Here is a 25,339-nt window from a genome sequence, read left to right as displayed (position 1 = left end):
CGCCCGGACCCGGGTGCGGCCCGGTCCGTGTCCGGGCACGGCCGTACGCGGGCACGGCCGTGCCCGGCACCGACGTCGGTGCCGGGCACGGGCCCATGGGGCGGCCGCCGGTTAGGCGCGGCCGGCCGTCTTCTGGGTCCTGCGGGTGACCGAGTCGATGACGACGGTGGTCAGGAGCACACCGGCGGTGATCATGTACTTCACCGGTTCGGCGATGGACTCCAGCTGGAGGCCGTACTGGATGGAGACGATCACCAGGACGCCCAGCAGGGCGTTCCAGGTGCGGCCCCGGCCGCCGAAGAGGCTGGTACCGCCGATGACGGCCGCGGCGATCGCGTTCATCAGCAGGTCGCCGGTGCCGGCGCTCTGGTTGGCCGAGGCGATCTTGGAGGCCAGGAAGAGGCCGCCGATGGCGGCGAAGCCGCCGGAGATCGCGAAGACCGAGATCCGGATGGCGGTGACGTTGATGCCGGCGCGGCGGGACGCCTCGACGCTGCCGCCGAGCGCGAAGACCTTGCGGCCGTAGGAGGTGCGGCGCAGCAGGAAGTCCGTGCCGACCAGGAACACCAGGAAGATCACCGTGGCCAGCGGCAGGCCCTTGTACTGGTTGTACATGAACGCCGCGGCGAAGGAGACCACGGCCAGCAGCGCCGTGCGCAGGACGGTGTCGCTGAGCGGGCGGGAGGGGATGCCCACCGCCTCGCGGCGGCGGTTGCCGAGGAAGGAGGTGACGAAGAAGATCGCCGTCACCAGCGTCGCCAGGCCGTAGGCGGCGGCGATGTCGGAGAAGAAGTACGTGGTCAGCTGGCCGACGAGGCCGTCGCTGTCGAGGTTGATGGTGCCGTTCTCGCCCAGCGTCTGGAGCATGAAGCCCAGCCAGAAGAGCAGGCCGGCCAGGGTGACGGCGAAGGCGGGGGCGCCGAGGACGGCGAAGAAGAAGCCGTGCGCCGCGCCGATGAGGGCACCCGCCGCGACGGCGGTGAGCACGGCCAGCCACTCGGGCCAGCCCTGGTTGACCGCGAGGACGGCGGCTATGGCGCTGGCCGCGCCGCTGACCGAGCCGACGGACAGGTCGATCTCGCCGAGCAGCAGTACGAAGACGATGCCGACGGAGATCATGCCCGTGCCGACCATCGTGACGGTGATGTCGTTGATGTTCTGCGCGGACAGGAACGCCGAGTTCAGGCTCTGGAAGACGACGCAGATGACGATCAGGCCGACGACGACCGGCAGCGAGCCGAGTTCGCCGGCCTTCATCTTGCGCTTGAACTCGCCGACGTAGCCGGCCAGGCCCTGCTCGCGGACGAGCAGGCGCGGGTCGACCGCGGTGACCGCGGCGGACGCGGCCTCGGGGTTCCGCACGGCGGGCTTGTCCTGCTCGGCCGTGACGGTCTCGCCCGTCGGGGTCTTGTTCTCGGTGCTCACTTCTCGACCTCCCCACTCGTGCGCGCCGCACGGCGGGTCACGGCGTTGTCGGTGGCGCCCGTGATGGCGGAGATGATCTCCTCCTGCGAGGTCGTCTTGACCTCGAAAACGCCGTTGTTGCGGCCGAGGCGCAGCACGGCCACCTTGTCGGCGACCGCCTTCACGTCGGCCATGTTGTGGCTGATGAGGATGACCGCGAGGCCGCGCTCGCGCAGCCGCTCGACCAGGTCGAGCACCTGGGCGGTCTGCTCCACGCCGAGGGCGGCGGTGGGCTCGTCGAGGATGACCAGCTTGGGCTCGCCGAGCATGGAGCGGGCGATCGCCACGACCTGGCGCTGACCGCCGGAGAGCGAGGCGATCGGGATGCGGACGCTGGGGATGCGGATCGACAGCGTGGTCAGCAGCTCGCGGGAGCGGCGTTCCATCTCGACCTCGTCCAGGACACCGAACTTCTTCAGCTCACGGCCGAGGAAGAGGTTGCCGACGACGTCGATGTTGTCGCACAGCGCGAGGTCCTGGTAGACCGTCGCGATGCCCAGGTTCTGGGCGTCGTGCGGCTTGCCGATCGATACGGTCCTGCCTTCCCATTCGATGGCGCCTTCATCGATGGGGTGCACGCCGGCGATCGTCTTGACCAGCGTGGATTTTCCGGCGCCGTTGTCGCCCACCAGGGCGACCACTTCACCGGCGTGGACCTCAAGCTCTACGTCGGTGAGCGCCTGGACGGCACCGAACCGCTTGGAGACCCCGCGCAACGCCAGCACGGGCGTAGCGGACACGTGAACCATCTCCTTCGCCGCCTGACCCGGCGGAAGGGTGTGCGGAAATGCAGGGTGGGTGGGCGGGGGATACCCGCGGGATGTTCCGTCCGGCGCCCCGCACGAGCTTGCGGGACCGTGTGTGACACGGGGCGCCGGAGAAGGCGGGGGGCAGGGCGTCCCGGGCGGGATCCCGGGGACGGGTCCGGCGGGTCGTGGGACGCGCGGCTGCCCGCAGGCCCGGTACCGGGCCTGCCGCTTACTTGATGCCGAGCTTGTCGCAGGCGGCCTTGTACTTGCCGGCGCAGATCTCGTCGACCGTGTAGACGCCGTCCTTGACGACGGTGTCCTTGACGTTGTCCTTCGTCAGCGAGGTGACCTCGACGAGGACGGCCGGGACGTCCTTGGCGCTGTCGCTGGAGACCTTGTCCTTGGCGATGGCGTCCAGGCTCTCGCCCTTGGCCAGCGCGACGGCCATCGCGGCGGCGGCCTCGGCCTCGGGGGCGTACGGCTTGTAGACGCTCATGTGCTGCTCACCGGCGATGATGCGCTGCACACCGGCGAGTTCGGCGTCCTGGCCGGTGACGGGGATGTCCGCGATGCCGGCGGCCTTCAGGGCGGTGATGATGCCGCCGGCCATGCCGTCGTTGGCGGAGTAGACGCCGACGATCTCGTCCTTGCCGAGCGCCGAGATCGCCGCCTCCATGTTGGCGTTGGCGTTGTCCGGCGACCACTCCTTGGTGTCGTACTCCTTGCCGATCTTCACCTTGCCGTCGAGGGCGGAGTGGGCGCCCTCCTTGAACTGGGCGGCGTTGGGGTCGGTGGCGGAGCCGTTCATCATGACGATCTGGCCGTCCTTGGCCTTGTCGCCCAGCGCCTTGAGCAGGGCCTCGCCCTGGGTTCTGCCGACCGCCACGTTGTCGAACGAGGTGTAGGCGCTGATCGGGCCCTCGGCGAGGCGGTCGTAGGCGACGACCTTGATGCCGTTGTCGACGGCCTTCTGGACGGAGTTCTTGACGGCCTTGGCGTCCACCGCGTCCAGGATCAGCACGTCCACCTTGTTGGTGATCATCGTGTCGACCTGCTGGGCCTGGAGGCTGGCGTCCTGGCGGGCGTTGTTGTACTGGATCTCCGCCTTGTTGTTCGTCAGCTCCTTGATCTTCTTCTCGATCAAGGGGCGGTCGAACTTCTCGTAACGCGCGGTCTTGTTCTCCGGAAGGAGCAGGCCGACCTTGATGGCGTCGTCCTTCTTGGTGCTCTCCGACGACGAGGCGGGCTCGTTCTTGTCGCCGGCCTCCTTCGCACTGCCACAGGCGGCGAGCGAAACGGCCATCGCACCGGCGGCGACGGCGACGGCGGCACGACGCATACGCGTGTTCACTTCAGAAACCTCCCTGACGAGGCCGCGTCGTTGCGGCCGAGGTGGCTGGAAGTCAACTCGGCCATACGTACGACGTCAAGAAGTAAATCCTTAACGAGATGGCAACGGTGCCATCCGTTCTCTAAGTGAAGGCGGGAGCGGTGGTGGGCAGGGATCCGGCCGCGCTGCCGTCCAAGAGGGTGGAATCACCCATCTCGCTGAGGGCCAGGGCGAGGGCGCCGAGCACCTCGGCACGGCCGCCGAGTGCCCCGGGAAGCACGGAGAGTTGGCGCGCGGCGCTGGGGATGGCGTAGCGGCCGACGGACTCCCGGATGGGGCCGAGCACCAGCTCGCCGGCCTCGGCGAGGTCGCCGCCGAGGACCACGCGGCTGGGATTGAGCAGGTTGCAGAGGTTGGCGACGCCGCTGCCGACGTGGCGTCCGACGTCGGCGACGACCCGGCGGCAGCCCGGGTCGCCGTCGCGGGCCAGGCGGACGACGCCCTCCATGGTCAGGTCGGTGCCGTGGCTGGGCTGGAGCAGCGGCAGGACGTAGCGGGCGGCGGCGAAGGTCTCCAGGCAGCCCCGGTTGCCGCAGCGGCAGACCGGGCCCGCCTCGTCCAGGGTGATGTGACCGATCTCCCCGGCGGTGCCGCCGGGGCCGCGGTAGATCTTGCCGTTGATCACCAGCCCGGCGCCGACACCGCTGGCGACCTTGATGTACGCCAGGTCCCGCACGCCCCGGCCGCTGCCCCAGACCAGTTCGCCCAGGGCGCCCAGGTTGGCGTCGTTGTCCACGTGCACCGGGACGCCGAGGCGCTCCCTGAGCTCCTCGGCGGGCCGGGTGCCGCCCCAGCCGGGCAGGATGGCGGTGGAGCCCAGCGTCCCGGACTCCACGTCGATCGGACCGGGTACGCCGAGCCCGATGCCGGCGACCTTGGAGCGGTCGACGCCGGTCGCCTCGATCAACCGCTCGACCAGTTGTTCCGCCCGGTCGAAGCCCTGGGACGCGGACGCGTCCACATCGAGCGGTTCGGCCTCCTCGGCCAGGACCTGATGGGCGAGGTTTCCGACCGCGACGCGCAAATGCGTGTGCCCGAAGTCGACGCCGATGACGATGCCCGCGTCCCCGCTCAGCGAGACGCTGCGGGCCCGCCGGCCGCCGGCGGAGGTGGGTGTGACCTCGACCGTCCCGTTCTCCTTCAGCTCCCGCACGATGTTGGAGACCGTCGCCGCGGACAGGCCCGTCGTCCTCGCGATCTCCGCCTGCGTGAGCGATCCGGCCAGCCGCACGGCCCGGACGACCCTCTCCAGGTTGGCTCGGTGCAGCGACGACTGCGACCCCGGAGTCTCCACGACGACCTCCCGCGCACGGGACCGCTTCGATGAGGCCCCGTTCCATGTCCAACTAGTGAACTCTAAGCTGAGCTGTTCGGGTCGCCTCCCGTCAAGAGGTTGAACCGCATCCGGGTGCCCCGCGCACGCACCCGTATGCCGCCCCCCGGTCGGGCCGGAAGCGGCATGTGAGCAAACTTGCGAACGGTTTCCCAGTGCGCTCAGGGCACTACACGGTGCTACTCCGGCGTGTCCGCCGCGCATGTCCGGTGTCTACTTCAGGGCACCCGCCGTGAGCCCCTGGACCACCTGCCGCTGGAAGACGACGTAGGCGGCGAGGACCGGCAGCATCGCCATCACCAGGCCCGCGAACAGGCCCGACCAGTCGCCCTTGTAGCCCTGACTGACCGCCAGCTGCACCAGTCCCTGGGTGAGGACGCGCTTGTCCGGGTCGGTGTTGAGCACCGTCGGCAGCATGTACTGGTTCCACTGGCCCAGGAAGTTGAAGATGCCGACGCTGATCAGACCCGGCTTGGCCATCGGGAGCATGATCTGGAAGAACGTCCGGGTGTGCGAGGCCCCGTCGACGAACGCGGCCTCCGCCACCGAGGTCGGCAGGGTACGGAAGAACGCGGTCAGGAAGAACACCGTGAAGGGCAGCGAGTAGGCGATGTAGACCAGGATCAGCCCGTGGACGGTGTTCAGCAGCCCCATGTTGTTCACCACGTAGAACAGCGGGACCAGCGCCAGCATGACCGGGAAGCTCATGCCGCCGATGAACAGGTAGTAGACGAACCGGTTGCCGGGAAAGTCGAAGCGGGCCAGCACGTACGCCGCCATCGAGCCGAGCACCAGCGTGCCCACGAGCGAACCCCCCACCACGAGGACCGTGTTGAGGAAGTAGTCGTTCATGTCGGCCTCGGTCCAGGCCCGCGACCAGTTGTCGAAGCGCAGCGTGTCCGGCAGCGACCAGGGCGAGGAGAAGATGGACCGGTCGTCCTTGAAGGACGTCATCACCGCCCATACCAGCGGCAGGACGACCATGATCGCCCAGATGACCAGGACGCCGTGGGAGAAGACGTTGAGGACGGTGCCCTCCTTCCTCTCCCGCGCGGGGCCGCCGGCCGGCGCGCCGGTCTTGCGGACGGCGGGACCGGGATCGCCGGCCGGCGGGGGGGCGGGGGTCTGGGTCGTCTTCATGTGATCAGTACTCCAGCCGCTCGCGCCGGCCCAGCCGCATCACCACGGCCGCGAAGGCCAGGGTGACGACGAGCAGGGCGACTCCGATGGTCGTGGCGTAGGCGGCCTGACCGTCCCGGAACGCCTTCTGGTACACGTACAGGACCATGACGGTGGTCGAGTAGTCGGGGCCGCCGGGGCCGGTCGTCATGATCTGCACCACCGCGAACGACTCGGCGCCCAGGGCGAGGATGCCCATGTAGATCCAGCCGGACTGCACGGTGTCCCGCAGCAGCGGCAGGGTGACCCGGAAGAACGTCGTGATCCGGTTGGCGCCGTCCAGCAGGGCCGCCTCGTACAGCTCGGCCGGGATGGAGGCCATGCCGGCCGAGAACAGGACCACGAAGAAGCCGGTGGTGGACCACACCAGGACCGCCATCACGCACCACAGCGCGAGACCGGGGTCGCCCAGCCACAGCGGCTGGACGCCGTCGAGGCCGATCCCGCGCAGCAGGGAGTTGATCGCGCCGCTGTCCGGGTTGTACGCGAACGCGAACAGCAGGGCGACGATCGCGATGGAGAGCACCTGCGGAAAGAAATAGACGATCTTGTAGAAGGACGAGCCGCGGACCCCGGAGATCACCGGCCCGCCCCGGCGCCGCCGCCCGCCCACGTTGATCATGAAGGCGAAGAACAGCGCCAGCCCGATCGTCACCACCGGCAGCAGCAGCGCGAACAGCAGGCTGTGCTGCAAGGACCTCCAGAAGATGTCGTCGTCCAGCATCCGTTCGTAGTTGGCGAGGCCCACCATCTCGAACTCGGGGCTCAGCCCCGTCCAGTCCGTGAACGAGTAGTAGACGGACTGGACGAACGGCCAGACGACGAAGAGCGCGTACAACCCCAGGGGGACCGCCAGGAATCCCACGATGAACCGGTACTTGCCGTGCTGCATTGCTACCGACCCCGTTTCGCGCGCGGGCACCGCCACCGGGGCCCGCGCGGTGCGCACGCACCGGGCAGGCCCCGCCGACGGGTCCTCACCGGTGCTTGTAGTGCCTGATCGAGTCGTCCTTGGCGGTCTCGTCGGCGAAGCCCTGGATCTTCTTGATCGCCTCCGCCGGGGTGAGGCGGCCGGCCATCATCTCGCCCAGGCCGGCCACGCCGATCTTCTCCTTCTGGAGCTGCACGTACCAGTCCTGCAGCCGCGGGTTCACCACGTTCGAGCCGGCCTTCCGCAGCGCCTCGACACCGGACCTCAGGCCCGGGGTGAGGTCGTTGTCGTCGGTGCCGCCCTTGTAGGCGGTCAGCGACTTGACCTTCTTGGTGAAGTTCCTGGACGACGCCTCGCTGAGCATGATGCGCAGCTGCTCCATGCCGCCCGCGCCGTTCCTCGCCTTGGCCGGGACGATGAACGGCTCGCCGCCGGAGGCCCAGATGGCGCCGAAGGGCAGCTTGTCGGAGGAGTCCAGGCCGGAGGGCGCGGAGACGGTCACCTCGAAGTCGTCCGGGATGACGTTGGCCGACTCGTTCTCCACCCAGGAGCCGTTGGGGAGGAACAGCGCCTTGCCCCGGGCCCAGGCGGTCTGCGACTGGATGTGGTCCAGGCCCGGGGTGCCCCGCAGGACGTAACCCTTCCGATAGAGCTCGTAGTACGCCTCGAAGCAGGCCTTCACCGCCGGGTGCCTCCAGGCGTTCGGCTCCAGGTTGTCGATGGCGTCGAGCACTTCGGTGCCGCCGACCTTGGCGATCATCGGGTAGAGCGAGAAGGGGATGTAGTACGGGTACTTGCCCGGGTAGGTCCAGCCGGCGATGCCCTTCTTCCTCGCCTTCTCGCACACCGCGAGCATCTGGTCCCAGGTCTCGGGGTACTGCTCGTCGAGCGCGTCCAGCGCCTTCTTCGAGTACCAGACGCCGTACACGGTGTAGGCGTAGTACAGGACCCAGACCTTCTCGCCGTCGAACCGGCCCATCTCCACGATGCCGGTGCGCAGCGTGTCGCGGACCTTCTTGCCCGGGTCGTCGTAGGACGGGGCGTCCAGCAGCGGGGTGAGGTCGGTGAGCTGGTTCTTGCCGACCAGGGTGCCCATGTCCATCTGCTCGGCGCCGGAGTTGTCGATGAGGTCCGGCGGGGTGCCCTGGTTGAAGCGCGGCTGGAGGGTCGACTGGATCTTCTGGGTGGCGGAGAACTTCACCGACGCCCCGGGGAAGTTCTCCTCGTAGACCCGCACGGCGTCCTCGGCGTACTCCGTGCCGAAGCCGCCGTCGAACAGCACGAACTCCATCGGGGCGCTCTCGTTGACGCCCAGCGGGTTCTTCGCGCTCTTCTTGCCCGCCTTGGCCTTCTTCCCGTCCCCGCCGCCCCCGCCGCTCGCGCAGGCGGACAGGAAGCCCATCGCCGGTACGGAGACCAGGCCGAGCGCTGCGGAACGCTTGATCAGGTCGCGGCGGCCGACGCCCGCGGTGCCGTCGGTGCCGCTCTTGTCGGCGGAAGTGGATCCCATGCTCAAGTCCTCGCCTTCTCCAGGACTCAGGCGGTGAACCGGATCCTCCCCGGCACCGCGGTCGGGTCGCGCTGGGTCGTGCAGGAAGTGGTGTGGTGCGAGGTGGTGCGCAGGATGCTGTTCAGGTGTGGTGACGGATTCCCGGATGGCCGACAGGTATAGTCCACTTTCGGTCGGTTAAGCAAGATCGAACGCACGGTCGGTCATGGGTCTTTTCCGAGTTGAGACCTCGCGGAAACCTGGGCGGCCTGCGCGTTCCGCGCAGGGGGGACCGGCGGCCGCGGACCCGTACGTCGCGCCCAACACCTTGACACCTCACACCACTTGACGCCCTACTGATGCGTGCGCCTCGAACTTGACAACGTTGTCTCATTCCCGGACGGGCGCAGGGAGGGTGCTGGCGTATGCGGCACGGAACTCGGCACGGAAGACGGCGCGGAAGACGGCGCGGACGGGGCCCGGCGGTCGCGGTGGTGACCGCTTTCGCGCTGGCGGTGGGCTCGCAGGGGGCGGCGGTCGCCCTGCCCGGCGCGCCCGCCCCGGCCGACGGGGGGTTCGCGTCGTCGTTCGAGGCGGCGGACCCGGCTCCGGACTGGCTGAACACCGTCGACACCGCCCCCGGCGGCGGCAGGCGGGCCTCGGGCGTGGACGGCGGGTACAGCAGCGGCATTCCGGGCAACGTCGCCGACCGCGTCACCGGGGTGCGGGCCAGCGGCGAGAACGCCGGCGCGGGAGAGGTGAAGGAGAACCTGGTCGACGGCGAGCCGGGCACCAAGTGGCTCACCTTCGCCGCCACCGGGTGGGTGGAGTTCGACCTGGACGCTCCGGTGAAGGTGGCCCGGTACGCGCTGACCTCGGCCAACGACCACGGCGAACGCGACCCGGCGCAGTGGACGCTGAAGGGCTCGGCGGACGGCACCGCGTGGCAGTCCCTGGACACCCGCTCCGGGGAGTCCTTCGAGCGGCGGTTCCAGACGAAGACGTACGACCTCGCCGCGCCCGCCGAATTCCGGCACTTCCGGCTGGAGTTCACGGAGAACAACGGCGGCGAGATCCTCCAGCTCGCCGATGTGCAGCTGTCCTCCGGGGGCGGTGACGGCCCGGTCCCGCAGGACATGCGGTCCCTGGTCGACCGGGGCCCGAGCGGCTCGCCGACGGCGAAGGCGGGCGCCGGCTTCACCGGCAAGCGGGCCCTGCGGTACGCCGGGCGGCACACCGCCGAGGGGCGGGCGTACTCGTACAACAAGGTCTTCGACGTCGACGTGAAGGTCGGCCGGAACACCCAGCTGTCGTACCGGGTCTTCCCGTCGATGGCCGACGGCGACCCGGACTACGACGCCACCAACGTCTCCGTCGACCTGGCCTTCACCGACGGCACGTACCTGAGCGAGCTGCGCGCCACCGACCAGCACGGGTTCCCGCTGACGCCGCGGGGGCAGGGCGAGGCGAAGATCCTGTACGTCAACCAGTGGAACGACGTCGTCTCGCGGATCGGGTCGGTCGCGGCGGGCAGGACCGTCGACCGGATCCTGGTGGCGTACGACTCCCCGAGGGGCCCGGCGAAGTTCCGGGGCTGGCTGGACGACGTGGTGATCCGGTCCGTCGCGCCCGCCAAGCCCGAGGCGCACCTGTCGGACTACGCGCTCACCACCCGCGGCACGAACTCCAGCGGAGCCTTCTCCCGCGGCAACGACATCCCCGCGACCGCCGTGCCGCACGGCTTCAACTTCTGGACGCCGGTGACCAACGCGTCCTCGCTGAGCTGGCTGTACGACTACGCGCGCGGCAACAACGCGGACAACCTGCCGACGATCCAGGCGTTCGGCGCCAGCCACGAGCCGAGCCCGTGGATGGGCGACCGGCAGACCTTCCAGGTGATGCCCTCGGCCGCGTCCGGCACCCCGGACACCGGCCGGGAGGCCCGCGAGCTGGCGTTCCGGCACGAGAACGAGACCGCGCGGCCGTACTACTACGGGGTGCAGTTCGACAACGGCCTGAAGGCCGAGATGGCGCCGACGGACCACGCGGCGATCATGCGCTTCACCTTCCCCGGCGACGACGCGAGCGTGATCTTCGACAACGTCACCGACCAGGCGGGCCTGACCCTGGACCGGGAGAACGGCACCGTCACCGGCTACTCGGACGTGAAGTCCGGGCTGTCCACGGGGGCGACGCGGCTGTTCGTGTACGGCGAGTTCGACAAGAGGGTCACCGGCGGCGGGTCCAGCGGCGTCAAGGGCCACCTGCGCTTCGACGCGGGCGAGGACCGCACGGTCACCCTGCGCCTGGCGACCTCGCTCATCGGCGTCGACCAGGCGAGGGACAACCTGCGCCAGGAGATACCCGCAGACCGGGGCTTCGAGGCGGTGCGGAAGGCCGCCCAGCGGCAGTGGGACCGCATCCTCGGCAAGGTGGAGGTCGAGGGCGCGACCCCGGACCAGCTGACCACCCTGTACTCCGGCCTGTACCGGCTGTACCTGTACCCGAACTCGGGCTTCGAGAAGGTCGACGGGACGTACAAGTACGCTTCACCGTTCTCGAGGATGCCCCGGCCCGACACCCCGACGCACACCGGCGCGAAGATCGTGGACGGCAAGGTGTACGTCAACAACGGCTTCTGGGACACCTACCGGACGACCTGGCCGGCGTACTCCCTCCTCACCCCGTCCAAGGCCGGCGAGCTGGTCGACGGGTTCGTGCAGCACTACAAGGACGGCGGCTGGACCTCGCGCTGGTCCTCCCCCGGCTACGCGGACCTGATGACCGGCACCTCCTCCGACGTGGCGTTCGCGGACGCGTACGTCAAGGGTGTCGACTTCGACGCGAGGACGGCGTACGAGGCGGCCGTGAAGAACGCCACCGCCGTGCCGCCGTCCCCGGGCGTGGGCCGCAAGGGCATGGCGACCTCCCCGTTCCTCGGCTACACGAGCACCGAGACCCACGAGGGCCTGTCGTGGGCGCTGGAGGGCTACCTCAACGACTACGGCATCGCCCGCATGGGACGGAAGCTGTACGAGGAGACCGGCGAGAAGCGCTACCGGGAGGAATCGGCGTACTTCCTGAACCGCGCCCGGGACTACGTCAACCTGTTCGACCCGGAGGCCGGCTTCTTCCAGGGCAAGGACGCCGGGGGGAACTGGCGGGTGGAGTCCTCGAAGTACGACCCGCGCGTGTGGGGCCACGACTACACGGAGACCAACGGCTGGGGCTACGCCTTCACCGCCCCGCAGGACAGCCGGGGCCTGGCCAACCTCTACGGCGGACGCGGGGGCCTCGCGGACAAGCTCGACGAGTACCTCGCCACGCCCGAGACGGCCTCCCCGGAGTTCACCGGCTCCTACGGCGGCGTCATCCACGAGATGACCGAGGCCCGGGACGTGCGGATGGGCATGTACGGGCACTCCAACCAGGTCGCCCACCACGCCCTGTACATGTACGACGCGGCCGGGCAGCCGTGGAAGACCCAGAGATACGTGCGCGAGGTGCTCTCCCGGCTGTACACCGGCAGCGGGATCGGGCAGGGCTACCACGGCGACGAGGACAACGGCGAGCAGTCGGCCTGGTACCTCTTCTCCGCGCTCGGCTTCTACCCGCTGGTCATGGGCAGCGGTGAGTACGCCGTCGGCTCCCCGTTGTTCACCAAGGCGACCGTCCACCTGGAGAACGGCCGTGAGCTGGTGGTGAAGGCCCCGAAGAACAACCGGAGGAACGTCTATGTGCAGGGCCTGAAGGTCAACGGCAAGAAGTGGACGTCGACCTCCCTCCCCCACGCGCTCGTCGCCCGGGGCGGGGTGCTGGAGTTCGACATGGGCCCGCGGCCGTCCTCCTGGGGCACCGGTGAGGACGCCGCACCGGTGTCGATCACGAAGGGCGACGAGGTGCCGGCGCCGCGCAGGGACGCCGTCGAGGGCGACGGCGCCCTGTTCGACGACACGTCGGCGACGGAGACGGCCGTCACCTCCGTGGACCTGCCGGTGAGCGGGGGCGTCAAGGCGGTCCAGTACACCCTGACCTCGCCGGCGGACCGGACGGGGGCCCCGGCCGGCTGGAAGCTCCAGGGCTCCTCGGACGGCACCACGTGGCACACCCTGGACCAGCGCTCCGGCGAGTCCTTCGCCTGGGACCGGCAGACCCGTGTCTTCTCCGTGAAGTCACCGAGGACCCACAGCCGGTACCGCCTGGTCCTCGACGGCACGCACACGCTGGCGGAGGTGGAGCTGCTGGCGTGAACGGGCGGTGGGTCCGGGCTTGTTCCGGGCCCACCGCCCCCGGTACGGTGGCGCGCCCGCCGGCAAGCGGAGTCCCACCCGGACGGCGGGAGGCTCCGGGTCCGCGGCACTCGCGACGGCGGCGGCGCCTTCCACCCGGCCGTCCGCCGGCGGGTCCGGACGCTCCGGCCGCACCGGCGCGGCACGCGGACGAGCACCGCCACTGCCTGACGCACCGTCAATTACGGCTCGTTTTCTCCCTCTTGACGCACCGGCCGACACCGGAGCCACACAAAAGGTTGTACGGCCCACATTGCACTTGCGTTCCGCTTCTGTACCGCATTCGTACATCGCCCGTAAATCTGTTTGACGCACAAAAAACACATGTGAGGATCACGGAGTATCCCTGGATCATGCCGGGCCGGACGGCCCGGGCACGGTCCGTTCCTCATGACTCTGGAGACCTACGTGGCAAAAAGCTCCGGCCTGAACACGCGCCGTCGCACCCTGGCACGCGTGTCGGCTGCGGCGCTCACCGCCGCTCTGGTGGCGACCGGCACGAGCGCGGTCGCCGCCGACAACCCCGGGCGCTCCCTCGCGTCCGTCGACGTCCCGGCGAAGCCGTCCGGCACCTCGAAGTTCAGCACCGCCGCCGAGGACGAGTACGCCCCGGTGAACGCGCTGTACGGCGTGGACAGGAACGGCGACTTGTGGGGCTACGTGCCCGACGGCAACGGCGGCCTGGACACGCGCGTGAACGTCGGCTACGGCTGGGAGGGCTCCCGCTTCGTCACCCAGGCCGACCAGGACGACGACGGCTCCTCGGACGGCCTGTGGGACGTCACCGACGGCACCCTGTACTACTGGCCGTGGAGCGAGGAGGGCACGGTCGTCGGCAAGGGCTGGGACATCTACGACCGCCTGCTCTCGGCCGGCGACCTCGGCGGTGCCGCCGCCGACGACCTCATCGCCCGGGACGGCTCGGGCGTGCTGTGGCTGTACCTCGGCTACGGCAACGGCAAGCTGACCCAGCGCTACAAGGTCGGCGGCGGGTGGAACACCTACACCCACATCGCCGGCAAGGGCGACCTGACCGGCGACGGCAAGGACGACATCGTCGCCAAGGACGGCTCGGGCGTGCTGTGGCTCTACAAGGGCACCGGCGACTACAAGGCCCCGTTCCAGACCCGCACCCGCGTCGGCGGCGGCTGGAACATCTACAACGACCTGGTCTCCGTCGGCGACATCGACCTCGACGGCGTCACCGACCTGGTCGCCCGCGACAAGGACGGCGCCCTGTGGCTGTACAAGGGCACGGGCAGCGCCGCCGCGCCGTACAAGTCCCGGGTGCAGATCGGCAGCGGCGGCTGGAACACGTACCGCCTGCTGTTCTGATCCCCGCCTTCCGCGAGGCACCGCGACGGGCCGCTCCCCACGGGGGCGGCCCGTTCCGCGTATCCGGGCAGGCGCGAGCGCGTCCGGGAAAACACGCGGGGCCGCACCCCCGGTGACGGGGATGCGGCCCCGCACGGCTTCGACCGCCGTGCCGTACCGCCTACTTGCGGATCAGGTTGCGCAGCACGTACTGCATGATGCCGCCGTTGCGGTAGTAGTCCGCCTCGCCGGGGGTGTCGATGCGGACGACCGCGTCGAACTCGACGCCGGTGTCGGTGGTGACCTTCACCGTGCGCGGCGTGCGGCCCTCGTTCAGCTCGGTGACGCCGGAGATGGAGAAGGTCTCCTCGCCGGTCAGGCCGAGGGACTCGGCGGACTGGCCCTCCGGGAACTGCAGCGGCAGGACGCCCATGCCGATGAGGTTGGAGCGGTGGATGCGCTCGTAGGACTCGGCGATGACGGCCTTGACGCCGAGGAGCGCGGTGCCCTTGGCCGCCCAGTCGCGGGACGAGCCGGAGCCGTACTCCTTGCCGGCCAGGACGACCAGCGGGATGCCGGCGGCCTGGTAGTTCTGCGAGGCGTCGTAGATGAAGGAGACCGGGCCGCCCTCCTGCGTGAAGTCACGCGTGTAGCCGCCCTCGGTGCCCGGCGCGATCTGGTTGCGCAGGCGGATGTTGGCGAACGTACCGCGGATCATGACCTCGTGGTTGCCCCGGCGGGAGCCGTAGGAGTTGAAGTCACGACGCTCCACACCGTGCTCGGTGAGGTACTTGCCCGCCGGGGTGTCGGCCTTGATGGCACCGGCCGGGGAGATGTGGTCGGTGGTGACCGAGTCGCCCAGCTTGGCGAGCACGCGGGCGCCGGAGATGTCCTCGACCGGGGCCGGCTCCATCTGCATGCCCTCGAAGTACGGGGGCTTGCGGACGTAGGTGGACTCCGGGTCCCACTCGAAGGTGTCGCCGGTCGGGACCGGCAGCGCCTGCCACTGGGCGTCGCCCGCGAAGACGTCCGAGTAGGACTTGGCGAACATGTCCCCGCCGATGGCGTTGGCGACGACCTCGTTGACCTCGGCCTCGGTCGGCCAGATGTCCTTCAGGTAGACCGGGTTGCCGTCGGTGTCGGTGCCCAGGGCGTCCTTGGTGATGTCCACCCGCATGGAGCCGGCGATCGCGTACGCGACGACCAGCGGCGGGGACGCCAGGTAGTTCATCTTGACGTCGGGGTTGATCCGGCCCTCGAAGTTCCGGTTGCCGGACAGGACCGAGGTGACGGCGAGGTCGTGGTCGTTGACGGCCTTGGAGACCTCCTCCGGCAGCGGGCCGGAGTTGCCGATGCAGGTGGTGCAGCCGTAGCCGACGAGGTTGAAGCCGACCTTGTCGAGGTACGGGGTCAGGCCCGCCTTGTCGAAGTAGTCGGTGACGACCTTGGAGCCCGGGGCGAGGGTGGTCTTGACCCACGGCTTGCGGGTCAGGCCCTTCTCGACCGCCTTCTTGGCCACCAGGGCGGCGGCGACCATGACGTACGGGTTGGAGGTGTTGGTGCAGGAGGTGATGGCCGCGACCGTCACCGCGCCGTGGTCCAGCTGGTAGGTGGTGCCGTCGGGGGCGGTGACGGTGACCGGGTTGGACGGGCCGGGGCCGGGGACGACGGCCGAGTGCTGCGGGGCGCCGGCGCCGTTGTCGTCGTTGCCGTAGGCCGGGGCGTCGGAGGCCGGGAAGGACTCGGCGGACGCCTCGTCGACCGGGGAGGCGACACCGTGCGGCTGCTCCTGCTGCGGAACGCCCGGCTTGCGGTCGTCGCCGCCGGTGACGCCGGCCTCGACGTAGTTGAGCACGTCGGCGGCGAACTGCTCGGCGGCGCGGGACAGCTCGATGCGGTCCTGCGGGCGCTTGGGGCCGGCGATGGAGGGCACGACCGTGGACAGGTCGAGCTCCAGCTTCTCGGAGAAGTCCGGCTCGGCGGCCGGGTCCAGCCACAGGCCCTGCTCCTTGGCGTACGCCTCGACGAGGGCGACCTGCTGCTCGGAACGGCCGGTCAGGCGCAGGTAGTTCAGGGTCTCGTCGTCGATCGGGAAGATCGCGGCGGTGGAACCGAACTCCGGCGACATGTTGCCGATGGTGGCGCGGTTGGCGAGGCTGGTGGCCGCCACGCCCTCGCCGTAGAACTCGACGAACTTGCCGACCACGCCGTGCTTGCGCAGCATCTCGGTGATGGTGAGCACCAGGTCGGTGGCGGTGGTGCCCGGCTGGAGCTCGCCGGTGAGCTTGAAGCCGACGACGCGCGGGATGAGCATGGAGACCGGCTGGCCGAGCATCGCGGCCTCGGCCTCGATGCCGCCGACGCCCCAGCCCAGGACACCGAGGCCGTTGACCATGGTGGTGTGCGAGTCGGTGCCGACCAGGGTGTCGGGGTAGGCCTTGCCGTCGCGGACCATGACGACACGGGCCAGGTGCTCGATGTTCACCTGGTGGACGATGCCGGTGCCCGGCGGGACGACCTTGAAGTCGTCGAAGGCGGTCTGGCCCCAGCGCAGGAACTGGTAGCGCTCGCGGTTGCGGCCGTACTCCAGGTCGACGTTCTGCTTGAAGGCGTCGGCGGTGCCGAACTTGTCGGCGATGACGGAGTGGTCGATGACCATCTCGGCCGGGGAGAGCGGGTTGACCTTCGACGGGTCGCCGCCGAGGGCCTTCACCGCCTCGCGCATGGTGGCGAGGTCCACGACACAGGGCACACCGGTGAAGTCCTGCATGATCACGCGGGCCGGCGTGAACTGGATCTCCTGCGACGGCTGGGCCTGCGAGTCCCAGGAGCCGAGGGCACGGATGTGGTCGGCGGTGATGTTGGCGCCGTCCTCGGTGCGGAGGAGGTTCTCCAGCAGGACCTTGAGGCTGTAGGGCAGCCGGGCCGAGCCCTCCACCTTGTCCAGCCGGAAGATCTCGTACGACTCGTCGCCCACCTGCAGCGTGCTGCGGGCGTCGAAGCTGTTCGCCGACACGACAGTCTCCTTCATTTATGTACGCGTACCACCGCATCCTGCCGCCACGCGGTCCTGGCCGATCCGCTGAGGTAAGGCTAAGTTAGGTAACCCTTACCAGGGTGGCGGCTGTGGTGCGCCTCGGCAGATATCTCGATGTCGAGATAACTCTAGTACATGGGGGCGCGGCGGTCATGCCGGGGCGCCGTTTGCCCCGCGCCCGCAGGCGCGCGCCGGGCCGGGGAGCGGACTCCGGCCCACTCGGCGGGAGGGCGGTCCGGCGGGGCCGACCCCGGTGATCCGCGCGCCCGCGTGGTGCGGATCACCCCCCGCCGGCCGCCGCGGCCGAGGCCGCGTTCGCCGTTCGCGCAGTCCGGAACGGCCCGCGCCCGACGCCCGGCCCCGCCCGAACACGCCACGGCCCGGGGAAACGCCAGGCACGCCGGGCACGCCGGGCACGCCGGGCACGCCGGGCACGCAAGGATCACGCCGGAATTCGCGGGGACCGCACCGAGGACCGCAGGAGCCGCACCCGCAAACGCCCCCGCACCCGGCCCGGGCCGGGCCGGCTCCAGGGCCGCCGGGCCTTCGGCACGTACGCCGCCGGCCTCCGCCTCGCCGACACTCCCCCACCGGAGGTCCGTCGCGTACCGGCCCCGTCCCGAACGGAGCGGAGCGGAACGAAACGGGAATCCACGCCATCAGCACGCAACGCCGGGGTAACCGAAGGGGACCGGACCCACCTGCCCGCCCGCCCGGCCGGAAGGAGACATGATGCCCCTCACGTTCCGCAAGAGCTTCCGCGTCCTGCCCGGGGTGCGCCTGAACCTCAACAAACGCTCCTGGTCCCTCACCGTCGGCGGCGGACGAGGTCCGCGGTACACCCGCAGCAGCACTGGACGTAGTACGACATCAATGGATTTGCCCGGTCCTTTCGGGTGGCGTCGCACCCGTACGACCAGGCGCCGCTGACGAAACGTCACCCGAACAGACCCCCCAAGAGGCGCCATCTCATATCTGAGATAGCCTCAACCCCATGGCAGACGACTACCTCGTACGCATCGGCAAGCTCATCCGTGACGCCCGACAGCACCGCGGCTGGACGCAGGCGCAGCTCGCCGAGGCGCTCGGCACCAGCCAGAGCGCGGTGAACCGCATCGAGCGCGGCAATCAAAACATCAGCCTTGAGATGATCGCCCGCATCGGTGAAGCACTGGACAGCGAAATCGTCTCTCTGGGCTACTCGGGCCCCATGCACCTGCGGGTGGTCGGCGGCCGCCGCCTGTCCGGTGCCATCGACGTGAAGACGAGCAAGAACGCGTGCGTGGCCCTGCTGTGCGCCTCGCTGCTCAACAAGGGGCGCACGGTGCTGCGCCGGGTCGCCCGCATCGAGGAGGTCTACCGCCTCCTGGAGGTGCTGAACTCCATCGGCGTGCGCACCCGCTGGATCAACGGCGGCGTCGACCTGGAGATCGTGCCGCCCAGCGAGCTGGACATGGCGGCCATCGACGCCGACGCGGCGGTGCGCACCCGGTCCATCATCATGTTCTTCGGCCCGCTGCTGCACCGCATGGACCGCTTCAAGCTGCCCTACGCCGGCGGCTGCGACCTCGGCACCCGGACCATCGAGCCGCACATGATCGCGCTGCGCCGCTTCGGCCTGGACATCGCGGCGACCGAGGGCCAGTACCACGCGGTCGTCGACCGTTCGGTCAGCCCCGACCGCCCGATCGTGCTGACCGAGCGCGGGGACACCGTCACCGAGAACGCGCTGCTGGCCGCCGCCCGCCACGACGGCGTCACCGTCATCCGCAACGCCTCCTCCAACTACATGGTCCAGGACCTGTGCTTCTTCCTGGAGGCGCTCGGTGTCAAGGTCGAGGGCATCGGCACCACCACCCTCACCGTGCACGGCGTGCCGGACATCGACACCGACGTGGACTACTCCCCCTCCGAGGACCCGGTCGAGGCGATGAGCCTGCTGGCCGCCGCCGTCGTGACCGAGTCGGAGCTGACGGTGCGCCGAGTGCCGATCGAGTTCCTGGAGATCGAGCTGGCGGTCCTGGAGGAGATGGGCCTCGACCACGACCGCACCCCGGAGTACGTGGCCGACAACGGCCGCACCCGGCTGGTGGACCTCACCGTCCGGCCCTCCAAGCTGGAGGCACCGATCGACAAGATCCACCCGATGCCGTTCCCGGGCCTGAACATCGACAACGTCCCGTTCTTCGCGGCGATCGCGGCCGTCGCCCAGGGCAAGACCCTCATCCACGACTGGGTCTACGACAACCGGGCCATCTACCTGACCGACCTCAACCGCCTCGGCGGCCGGCTCCAACTCCTCGACCCGCACCGCGTCCTGGTCGAGGGCCCGACCCGCTGGCGCGCCGCCGAGATGATGTGCCCGCCCGCCCTGCGCCCCGCCGTGGTCGTCCTGCTGGCGATGATGGCGGCGGAGGGCACGTCCGTGCTGCGCAACGTGTACGTCATCAACCGCGGTTACGAGGACCTGGCCGAGCGGCTGAACTCGATCGGGGCGCAGATCGAGACGTTCCGGGACATCTGAGAGGCGGGTGCCGCCTCGCCCTCCGTCCCGAAGGGACGCCGGCCGAGAGGGGGGTGAGGCGGCGCCGCGCACCCCCGTGAGGCGCGGGCCCGGTGGTCAGAGTCCGGTGAGCAGGCCGTCGAGCGGAGCGGGTGTGCGGTGGGGGTCGAGGGCTTCCGCCAGGACGCGGCCGTACTGGATCTTTCGGCCCTTCTTCGTGCCGAGGAAGCGCCGCAACTGCTGCCGTGCGGTACGGCCTTGCTGTGCGGGCTGGCGCAAGAAGGTCTCCAGCGGGCGCTGGTCGCCCTGTGCGCGGATGAGCTCCGCCACGCGTGTCACCCCCAGGGCGCGGATGAGCTCGTCCTCCAGGTCCGCCGCGCAGACGAAGAACCCGTGCCGTGCCGCACCGGCCCCCTCCCAGCCGCGGGCGTAGTAGGGGCGCTCCCCCTCGTCGCACAGTCCCGCGAGGCGGAGGCCCAGGCCGGACGGGCCGAGGAGGCGGGCGAAGCGGCCGACGTTCATCGCGCCGCCCATCGGCAGGACGCAGACCCCTTCGGCCGCCAGGTCCCGGCCGCGGCTCGCGGCCAGCGCGTCGACCGCCGCGGCGTCGCTGAGCCCTTCGAGCAGGACGACCGCCCGGACGGGCAGCCGCGCGGCCAGCTCGCGTGCGGAACCGCCGGGGCCACCGGCCGCCCACGCGGTGACCGCCTCCAGGAACGACTCCATGTCGGACATGGGAAGAGTCTGCGTCCTGTCCGGCCGCGGCGGTAGGGAATATCCGCCGGACCGCCGGCCGGACCGCCGGAGCGCCGACTGGAGGCGGGCGGCGCTCCGGTGGCCCGGGTGGAGCGGGAAGCCACCGCAGGCCGGTGTCCTCACAAGGGGGTTCCGGCTCCCCGCGGACGTGGCCGGCCATCGGTTCCAGGGGCCGGTCGCCGCCGGTGACGCAGCGGTGCGCGGCCACGGGACGGCCACGGGCGCGGGGACGGGGCGCCGCACCATGAAGGCACGAGGCCCTCGGCGCCGGCGGTCCGTTCCGGCTCGGGGCGGTGTGCGGGGCGCGGGGGCCGGCTCCGGGGCGAGTGGCGGGCGGGCCCCCGTGCGCCCCCCGGTACGCCGGTGTGCCCCTCCCGTCTGCTCCCGTTGCGACCGAGATGTCCCCTTCCGGGCGCCGGCCGGCGCGTTCCACGCTGGTCGCCATGGGCGGACCCGACGAAAGCATCATCCCGTTGCCCGGTCCCGACGGCCACCGGCAGGCGGCCCCCGGCACACCGGCACCGTGGGAGAACGCCGACCGCGCCCAGGCCGCCGTCGACGGCGCCCACGGGCCCGAGCCGCCCGCCCCGCCCGTGTGCCCGCACTGCGGGCTGACCGGTGAGCGCCGTCCCACCTACACCGGGCAGCACGTTCTCCTCGAACCCGGACCGCCGATCCCGGCCCACCTCGTCCCCGGCGGGCACCGCTGGCACATCGACACCGGCGGCCAGGCGTGGAACGGCGGCCTGGACGAACCCCCGCCCGGCACCACCTGCCGCATTCCGCACCAACTGGCCTGTCCCGGCCTCGCCCTGGACGAGATCCGGCCCTGGCGGTGGCTGGACGCGGTGCGGGAGGAGAACGCCCGCCGGGCGCGGCGCAGGGCCGACGCGGACGCGCTGCCGGACGCCGGCTGAAGGGCGCTGCCGGGCGCCGGGCGAGGGGAGCCGGGCCCGCTTCCCGTGCCGCCCGGCGCTCGCCCGCTCCCATAGTGCCGTTCCCGCGCCCCCCGGTGGGTGCCGCGGCCGGTACGGGCGCCGCACAGCGGCCGGCCGTACCGGCCTGAAGCGTTGTTCACACGGCTGACCGATGGGCGGCCGCCGTGCCCGTCGGGGCCGTTCCGGTGCCGGGGCGGGGCTCGCCGAAGGACCGGCGGCAGTGCAGCAGCAGTTCGCGCAGGGCCGGGCTCTTGACCGGTGCCCACACCAGGGCGAGCACGCCGGGTACGTCGGCGTCGGTGACGGCCACGGTCCGCAGCCCCTCGCGCCCGCCGACCATGGAGGGGGACAGCACACCGACCCCGAGTCCCCGTGCGGCGAGGTCGAGCACCGCGCCGGGGGCGCTCGCCTGCAGGGCGACGGCCGGGGTCAGGCCGTGCGCGGCGGCCGACCGGTCGAGCACGGCGCGGATGCCGGTGCCCGGGGGCAGGCAGACGATCGGGTGGGCGCACAGCTCGGCGAGGGTGATCCCGTCGTGTCCGGCCAGCGGATGGCCGGCCGGCACCACGGCCACGATCGGTTCGCTGACGACCTGCCATCCGTCCAGGTCGCCGGGTGCCCGGCCGGCCACGCCGACGAGGGCCAGGTCGACGGTCCCCTCGCGGACCCGCTCGACGAGCCGGTCGGAGTCGTCCTCCACCAGGCTGATCTCCACCCCGGGGTGGGCGAGGTGAAAACCGGACAGCGCGTCGAACAGCGGGGTGACGGTGCACGCCCTGACCATGCCCACCACGACCCGGCCCCGGACCAGCCCGTTCATCTCGTCGACGGCCCGGTGCAGCGCCTCCACCGCGGCCAGCACGGACCGCGCGTGGTCGCGTACGACCTCGCCCACGGCGGTCAGTTCGGCCCGGCGGCCCGACCGGTCGACGAGCGTCGCCCCGAGCTCGCCCTCGAGCTGGCGTATCTGGGCGCTGATTCCAGGCTGGCTGATGCGGACCAGCTCGGCGGCCCGGGTGAAGTTGCGTTCCTCGGCGACGGCGAGGAAGTACTTCAGCTGCCTCAATTCCATAGCTGAAGGTTATACAGCTGATCAAAACAATTGCTTGGACTTATCCGGTTGGCGCGGCGGAGACTCGTCCCATCACATCCGGTCACGTCCGGAGTCCAGTCACCTCACATCCGGAGTCCAGGGAGGACAGCCGTGCCCGAGCACGAGAAGGCCATGAAGCCGGAGGACCTCACCCGCCTCTTCGTCGAGCGCGCCAACGCCGGTGACGCCGCCGGTCTCGCCGCGCTGTACGAGGAGGAGGCCGTGATGGCCTATCCGCCGGGCAGCGTCACGACGGGCCGGGAGGCCATTCGCGAACTGTTCGAGAAGATGCTGGCCGACGCCCCGCGTTTCGAGCCGGAGCAGCCGCTTCCGACGCTGGTCCGCGGTGACATCGCGCTGACGTCGACTCCACCCGGGGACGGTGCGGGCGCACGGGCGCAGGTGGTCCGGCGCCAGCCGGACGGCAGCTGGCTGCGCCTCATCGACCAGCCGGAGTTCCGCCCGCCCGCGGGCTGAGACGCCTTAGGGGCGCCGTGCGCGTGGCGGCCGCGACCCGTTCACGGCCCGCACGACGCGCTCCCGGCTCTCCGCCGCACCGGCCCCCTTCGCCGCTCCGACCGCCGGACGCGTCCGGCCGGCGGCCGGTCCCCGCGCCGGTGGCCCGGGCGGGACGGCGTCCCCGGCGTCGGCGTTCCGCCCCCGCCCGAGGCGGCGTCCGGCACGCCCGCCCCGCGCATCACGTGCGACTGGAACCGGCGCCCGCGGGGAACCGCGCCCACCGCGGCCCGTTGCCGGGCGGTCCCGGGCACTCCCCGGGCAGACGGTCCGGCGGTCGCGGAGCGGCTCAGTCCGCGACGAGCGTGACGTCCTGCCCGCGGAAGGCGTGGAAGTGGGGCAGCAGCAGGAAGCCCGCGGGGCGCAGTTCCATGACGGCGGCCTGCACGTGGGCCGGGCCGGGCCGCACCGGGGCCGCGGGGAAGGGCCTGTCCGTGTGGACCCAGCGGCGCTCAGCACCGTCGCACACGGCCCGGGTGCCGCCCACGTTGCGATGCACGGTCGGGGGGCCCTGTGCCACGGAGGAGCTGACGAACACCGGGCCGGTGCTGTCGGCGCAGCGGTAGGTGCCGGAGAGGGTGACGGTGCCGTCGGGGGCGATGCGGCCCGTCGGGTCGATGGTGACGGTCCCGGCCGGGGCCGCCGGGACCGCCGGGACCGCGGCGCCGGCGGCGGGGGCGGCGCCGGCGGCGGGGGCGGCGCCGGCGGCGGGGGCGGCCGGCAGGAGCAGGGCGGCACCGGCGGCCGCGGCGAGAAGGGGGCGCACGGAACGTACGGGCATGGCAGGACCTCCCGGTCGGTGGGGGGGGTGGGGGCTCCCGTGGGGCTTCCACTGCTACCCGGCCGGGGCTTCCACGGCTACCCGGCGGTGGGCGGGGGGCCGTGATCCTCACCCGTTCGGTGGCGAGTGCGAGCCCGCTGCGGAGCCGGTGTCCACGAGCGCCCTCACGCGGCCGTTCGCCGCAGCGGGCGCGTCCCCCGGCCCCTCGGCTCCCCGGCCGGTGCGCGCGCCGGGCCCGGTGCCCCTCACCCAGTTGATCCGGCTGCCGGCCGCGGTCGGGGCGCGTCGTCGGCGGCCGTCTTCCGGGCACCGACGAGCGGCCGCGCGACGCGGGCGCGGCGTACTCGGGCGCGGCGTACGCGGGGGCTGCGTACGCGGGCGCGGCGTACTCGGGGGCTGCGGCCGGAGCGGAGCGCCGGCTGAACCGGGGCGGCGACTGAACCGGAACGCCGGCCGAGCCGGGTCGACGGCCGAGCCGTGGGCGATAAGGCAGCCCTCAAGAAGCTCCCACGGTTCTCTCAGGTTCCCTGCCTAGCCTCCGGCTCATGAGTCTCACGCGTACCCTGAACCGGGCGCTCACCGCCACCGTCGGCCTCCAGGTACGGCGGGCCCCCCGGTCCACCCCCGCCCGGCCGGGAGCGGCCGCCGCCCGGCCCGGACAGCGGACCGCGCCCGCCTACCGGCGGCCGTCGTCCGAGGACCTGCCGGTCGAACGGCTGCTGCGGCAGCCGGTCTTCGTCATCTCCTCCGTGCGTTCCGGCTCGACCCTGCTGCGCATGATGCTGGGCGCCCACTCCCGGCTGCACGCGCCGCACGAGCTGCACCTGCGCCACCTGCGGGTCGACCACGGCGACGCCGTCGCGCGCAGCGCCATGACCGCCCTGGACCTGGCGCGCGGCGACCTGGAGCACCTGCTGTGGGACCGCGTCCTCCACCGCGAGCTGGTCAGGTCCGGCAAGGACGTCATCGTCGAGAAGACGCCCGGCAACGCCTTCGTCCACCAGCGGCTGAGGGACTGCTGGCCCGACGCCCGGTTCGTGTTCCTGCTGCGCCACCCGGAGTCCGTCGCCCGCTCCTGGCACGAGAGCGACCCGGTCAAGCGGCCCTACCCGGTGGCCGTCACCGAGGCGCTGCGCTACATGGAGGCCGTGGAGGCCGCCCGCGCGGCCGACTCCGGCGGGCACACCGTGCGCTACGAGGACATCACCGCCGCCCCCGAGGAGCAGATGCGCCGCCTGTGCGCGTTCCTCGGCGTGGAGTACGAACCGGCCATGCTCGAATACGGCGGCGGGGGCGGCAGGCTGGTCCGGGGCCTGGGCGACTGGCGCGAGACGATCCGCACGGGCACGGTCCAGCCGGGCCGCCCGCTGCCGGAACCCGGCGAGATCGCCGAGGCGCTGCGCCCGATGTGCCGGACCTGGGGCTACCTGTGACCCGACGCCCGCGCCCGAGGGGCCGGAGCCGGGGCTGCCCGCGATCCGTCGCCGCCCGTCCCGGAGCCCGCTGCCCGGCGTGAGCCGGGGCCTGGGCGCGCACGGACCGTGCCGGGGCAGCCGGGCGAGCGGATCGCGCGGGTC

The 25,339-nt window shown here is 71.3% G+C and carries 18 protein-coding genes; 7 read left to right on the top strand and 11 right to left on the bottom strand.

Features of this window, described 5'->3' with window-relative positions; all coding sequences use genetic code 11:
* Window positions 1-111 precede the first annotated feature (111 nt).
* The 7 genes from ACSU6Z_RS23135 to ngcE all read right to left on the bottom strand — a co-directional run bounded on the left by ACSU6Z_RS23135 (window position 112) and on the right by ngcE (window position 8,556).
* Window positions 112-1,362: a sugar ABC transporter permease gene (locus tag ACSU6Z_RS23135; RefSeq protein WP_437050444.1), complete on the bottom strand. Its 1,251-nt coding sequence runs from the start codon at window positions 1,360-1,362 to the stop codon at window positions 112-114.
* 59 nt (window positions 1,363-1,421) lie between these two features.
* Window positions 1,422-2,213, bottom strand: coding sequence for an ATP-binding cassette domain-containing protein (locus ACSU6Z_RS23130; RefSeq protein WP_437048351.1), 792 nt, complete (start codon window positions 2,211-2,213; stop codon window positions 1,422-1,424).
* 229 nt (window positions 2,214-2,442) lie between these two features.
* Window positions 2,443-3,552, bottom strand: coding sequence for a sugar ABC transporter substrate-binding protein (locus ACSU6Z_RS23125; RefSeq protein WP_437050442.1), 1,110 nt, complete (start codon window positions 3,550-3,552; stop codon window positions 2,443-2,445).
* Window positions 3,553-3,685: 133 nt separating this feature from the next.
* Window positions 3,686-4,897 carry an ROK family transcriptional regulator gene (locus ACSU6Z_RS23120; protein ID WP_437048350.1) on the bottom strand — a complete coding sequence of 404 codons (1,212 nt, stop codon included), beginning with the start codon at window positions 4,895-4,897 and terminating at the stop codon, window positions 3,686-3,688.
* Between the two features lie 252 nt (window positions 4,898-5,149).
* Window positions 5,150-6,076: a carbohydrate ABC transporter permease gene (locus ACSU6Z_RS23115; RefSeq protein WP_437048348.1), complete on the bottom strand. Its 927-nt coding sequence runs from the start codon at window positions 6,074-6,076 to the stop codon at window positions 5,150-5,152.
* Window positions 6,077-6,080: 4 nt separating this feature from the next.
* Entirely contained in the window at window positions 6,081-7,007 is a 927-nt protein-coding gene (locus tag ACSU6Z_RS23110) for a carbohydrate ABC transporter permease (RefSeq protein ID WP_437048346.1), read from the bottom strand.
* A gap of 85 nt (window positions 7,008-7,092) precedes the next feature.
* Window positions 7,093-8,556: an N-acetylglucosamine/diacetylchitobiose ABC transporter substrate-binding protein gene (gene ngcE, locus ACSU6Z_RS23105; protein WP_437048344.1), complete on the bottom strand. Its 1,464-nt coding sequence runs from the start codon at window positions 8,554-8,556 to the stop codon at window positions 7,093-7,095.
* Between the two features lie 404 nt (window positions 8,557-8,960).
* Between ngcE and ACSU6Z_RS23100 the strand changes: the two genes are divergently transcribed.
* Window positions 8,961-12,785 carry a GH92 family glycosyl hydrolase gene (locus ACSU6Z_RS23100; protein WP_437048343.1) on the top strand — a complete coding sequence of 1,275 codons (3,825 nt, stop codon included), beginning with the start codon at window positions 8,961-8,963 and terminating at the stop codon, window positions 12,783-12,785.
* A 429-nt stretch (window positions 12,786-13,214) separates the two neighbouring features.
* A complete protein-coding gene (locus ACSU6Z_RS23095; RefSeq protein ID WP_437048342.1) occupies window positions 13,215-14,159 on the top strand; it encodes an FG-GAP repeat domain-containing protein in 945 nt (314 codons plus the stop codon).
* Window positions 14,160-14,319: 160 nt separating this feature from the next.
* Here the strand turns inward: ACSU6Z_RS23095 and ACSU6Z_RS23090 are convergent, their stop codons facing one another.
* Window positions 14,320-17,154 carry an aconitate hydratase gene (locus ACSU6Z_RS23090; protein ID WP_437050440.1) on the bottom strand — a complete coding sequence of 945 codons (2,835 nt, stop codon included), beginning with the start codon at window positions 17,152-17,154 and terminating at the stop codon, window positions 14,320-14,322.
* 753 nt (window positions 17,155-17,907) lie between these two features.
* Here ACSU6Z_RS23090 and ACSU6Z_RS23085 point away from each other — a divergent pair.
* Window positions 17,908-18,105, top strand: a complete 198-nt coding sequence (locus ACSU6Z_RS23085; RefSeq protein ID WP_437048340.1) for a DUF4236 domain-containing protein — start codon at window positions 17,908-17,910, stop codon at window positions 18,103-18,105.
* 64 nt (window positions 18,106-18,169) lie between these two features.
* Window positions 18,170-19,699 carry a helix-turn-helix domain-containing protein gene (locus ACSU6Z_RS23080; protein WP_437048338.1) on the top strand — a complete coding sequence of 510 codons (1,530 nt, stop codon included), beginning with the start codon at window positions 18,170-18,172 and terminating at the stop codon, window positions 19,697-19,699.
* A 96-nt stretch (window positions 19,700-19,795) separates the two neighbouring features.
* Here the strand turns inward: ACSU6Z_RS23080 and ACSU6Z_RS23075 are convergent, their stop codons facing one another.
* Window positions 19,796-20,413 carry a TOPRIM nucleotidyl transferase/hydrolase domain-containing protein gene (locus ACSU6Z_RS23075; RefSeq protein ID WP_437048337.1) on the bottom strand — a complete coding sequence of 206 codons (618 nt, stop codon included), beginning with the start codon at window positions 20,411-20,413 and terminating at the stop codon, window positions 19,796-19,798.
* Between the two features lie 464 nt (window positions 20,414-20,877).
* Between ACSU6Z_RS23075 and ACSU6Z_RS23070 the strand changes: the two genes are divergently transcribed.
* On the top strand, window positions 20,878-21,351 hold the full coding sequence (locus ACSU6Z_RS23070) for a DUF6083 domain-containing protein (RefSeq protein ID WP_437048335.1): 474 nt from the start codon (window positions 20,878-20,880) through the stop codon (window positions 21,349-21,351).
* A 157-nt stretch (window positions 21,352-21,508) separates the two neighbouring features.
* Here ACSU6Z_RS23070 and ACSU6Z_RS23065 read toward each other — a convergent pair whose 3' ends face one another.
* The gene (locus ACSU6Z_RS23065; RefSeq protein WP_437048333.1) at window positions 21,509-22,444 is read right to left on the bottom strand and encodes a LysR family transcriptional regulator; all 936 of its coding nucleotides are present in this window, start codon (window positions 22,442-22,444) and stop codon (window positions 21,509-21,511) included.
* Between the two features lie 132 nt (window positions 22,445-22,576).
* Between ACSU6Z_RS23065 and ACSU6Z_RS23060 the strand changes: the two genes are divergently transcribed.
* Entirely contained in the window at window positions 22,577-22,942 is a 366-nt protein-coding gene (locus tag ACSU6Z_RS23060; RefSeq protein WP_437048331.1) for a YybH family protein, read from the top strand.
* Window positions 22,943-23,270: 328 nt separating this feature from the next.
* Here the strand turns inward: ACSU6Z_RS23060 and ACSU6Z_RS23055 are convergent, their stop codons facing one another.
* On the bottom strand, window positions 23,271-23,762 hold the full coding sequence (locus ACSU6Z_RS23055; protein ID WP_437048330.1) for a DUF6299 family protein: 492 nt from the start codon (window positions 23,760-23,762) through the stop codon (window positions 23,271-23,273).
* A 545-nt stretch (window positions 23,763-24,307) separates the two neighbouring features.
* Here ACSU6Z_RS23055 and ACSU6Z_RS23050 point away from each other — a divergent pair.
* Window positions 24,308-25,195: a sulfotransferase family protein gene (locus ACSU6Z_RS23050; RefSeq protein WP_437048328.1), complete on the top strand. Its 888-nt coding sequence runs from the start codon at window positions 24,308-24,310 to the stop codon at window positions 25,193-25,195.
* Window positions 25,196-25,339 lie beyond the last annotated feature (144 nt).

The organism is Streptomyces sp. enrichment culture (assembly GCF_964273145.1).
GTDB lineage: Bacteria > Actinomycetota > Actinomycetes > Streptomycetales > Streptomycetaceae > Streptomyces.
The sequence above is the reverse complement of the archived record's forward strand: the minus strand, read 5'-3'. Positions and strand labels throughout refer to the sequence as shown.

Coding starts and splice junctions, on each gene's coding strand:
- ACSU6Z_RS23130 (WP_437048351.1), bottom strand. CDS start 2,213: ATGGTTCACGTGTCCGCTACGCCCGTGCTGGCGTTGCGCGGGGTCTCC.
- ACSU6Z_RS23125 (WP_437050442.1), bottom strand. CDS start 3,552: ATGCGTCGTGCCGCCGTCGCCGTCGCCGCCGGTGCGATGGCCGTTTCG.
- ACSU6Z_RS23115 (WP_437048348.1), bottom strand. CDS start 6,076: ATGAAGACGACCCAGACCCCCGCCCCCCCGCCGGCCGGCGATCCCGGT.
- ACSU6Z_RS23110 (WP_437048346.1), bottom strand. CDS start 7,007: ATGCAGCACGGCAAGTACCGGTTCATCGTGGGATTCCTGGCGGTCCCC.
- ngcE (WP_437048344.1), bottom strand. CDS start 8,556: ATGGGATCCACTTCCGCCGACAAGAGCGGCACCGACGGCACCGCGGGC.
- ACSU6Z_RS23100 (WP_437048343.1), top strand. CDS start 8,961: ATGCGGCACGGAACTCGGCACGGAAGACGGCGCGGAAGACGGCGCGGA.
- ACSU6Z_RS23095 (WP_437048342.1), top strand. CDS start 13,215: ATGACTCTGGAGACCTACGTGGCAAAAAGCTCCGGCCTGAACACGCGC.
- ACSU6Z_RS23085 (WP_437048340.1), top strand. CDS start 17,908: ATGCCCCTCACGTTCCGCAAGAGCTTCCGCGTCCTGCCCGGGGTGCGC.
- ACSU6Z_RS23080 (WP_437048338.1), top strand. CDS start 18,170: ATGGCAGACGACTACCTCGTACGCATCGGCAAGCTCATCCGTGACGCC.
- ACSU6Z_RS23075 (WP_437048337.1), bottom strand. CDS start 20,413: ATGTCCGACATGGAGTCGTTCCTGGAGGCGGTCACCGCGTGGGCGGCC.
- ACSU6Z_RS23070 (WP_437048335.1), top strand. CDS start 20,878: ATGGGCGGACCCGACGAAAGCATCATCCCGTTGCCCGGTCCCGACGGC.
- ACSU6Z_RS23065 (WP_437048333.1), bottom strand. CDS start 22,444: ATGGAATTGAGGCAGCTGAAGTACTTCCTCGCCGTCGCCGAGGAACGC.
- ACSU6Z_RS23055 (WP_437048330.1), bottom strand. CDS start 23,762: ATGCCCGTACGTTCCGTGCGCCCCCTTCTCGCCGCGGCCGCCGGTGCC.
- ACSU6Z_RS23050 (WP_437048328.1), top strand. CDS start 24,308: ATGAGTCTCACGCGTACCCTGAACCGGGCGCTCACCGCCACCGTCGGC.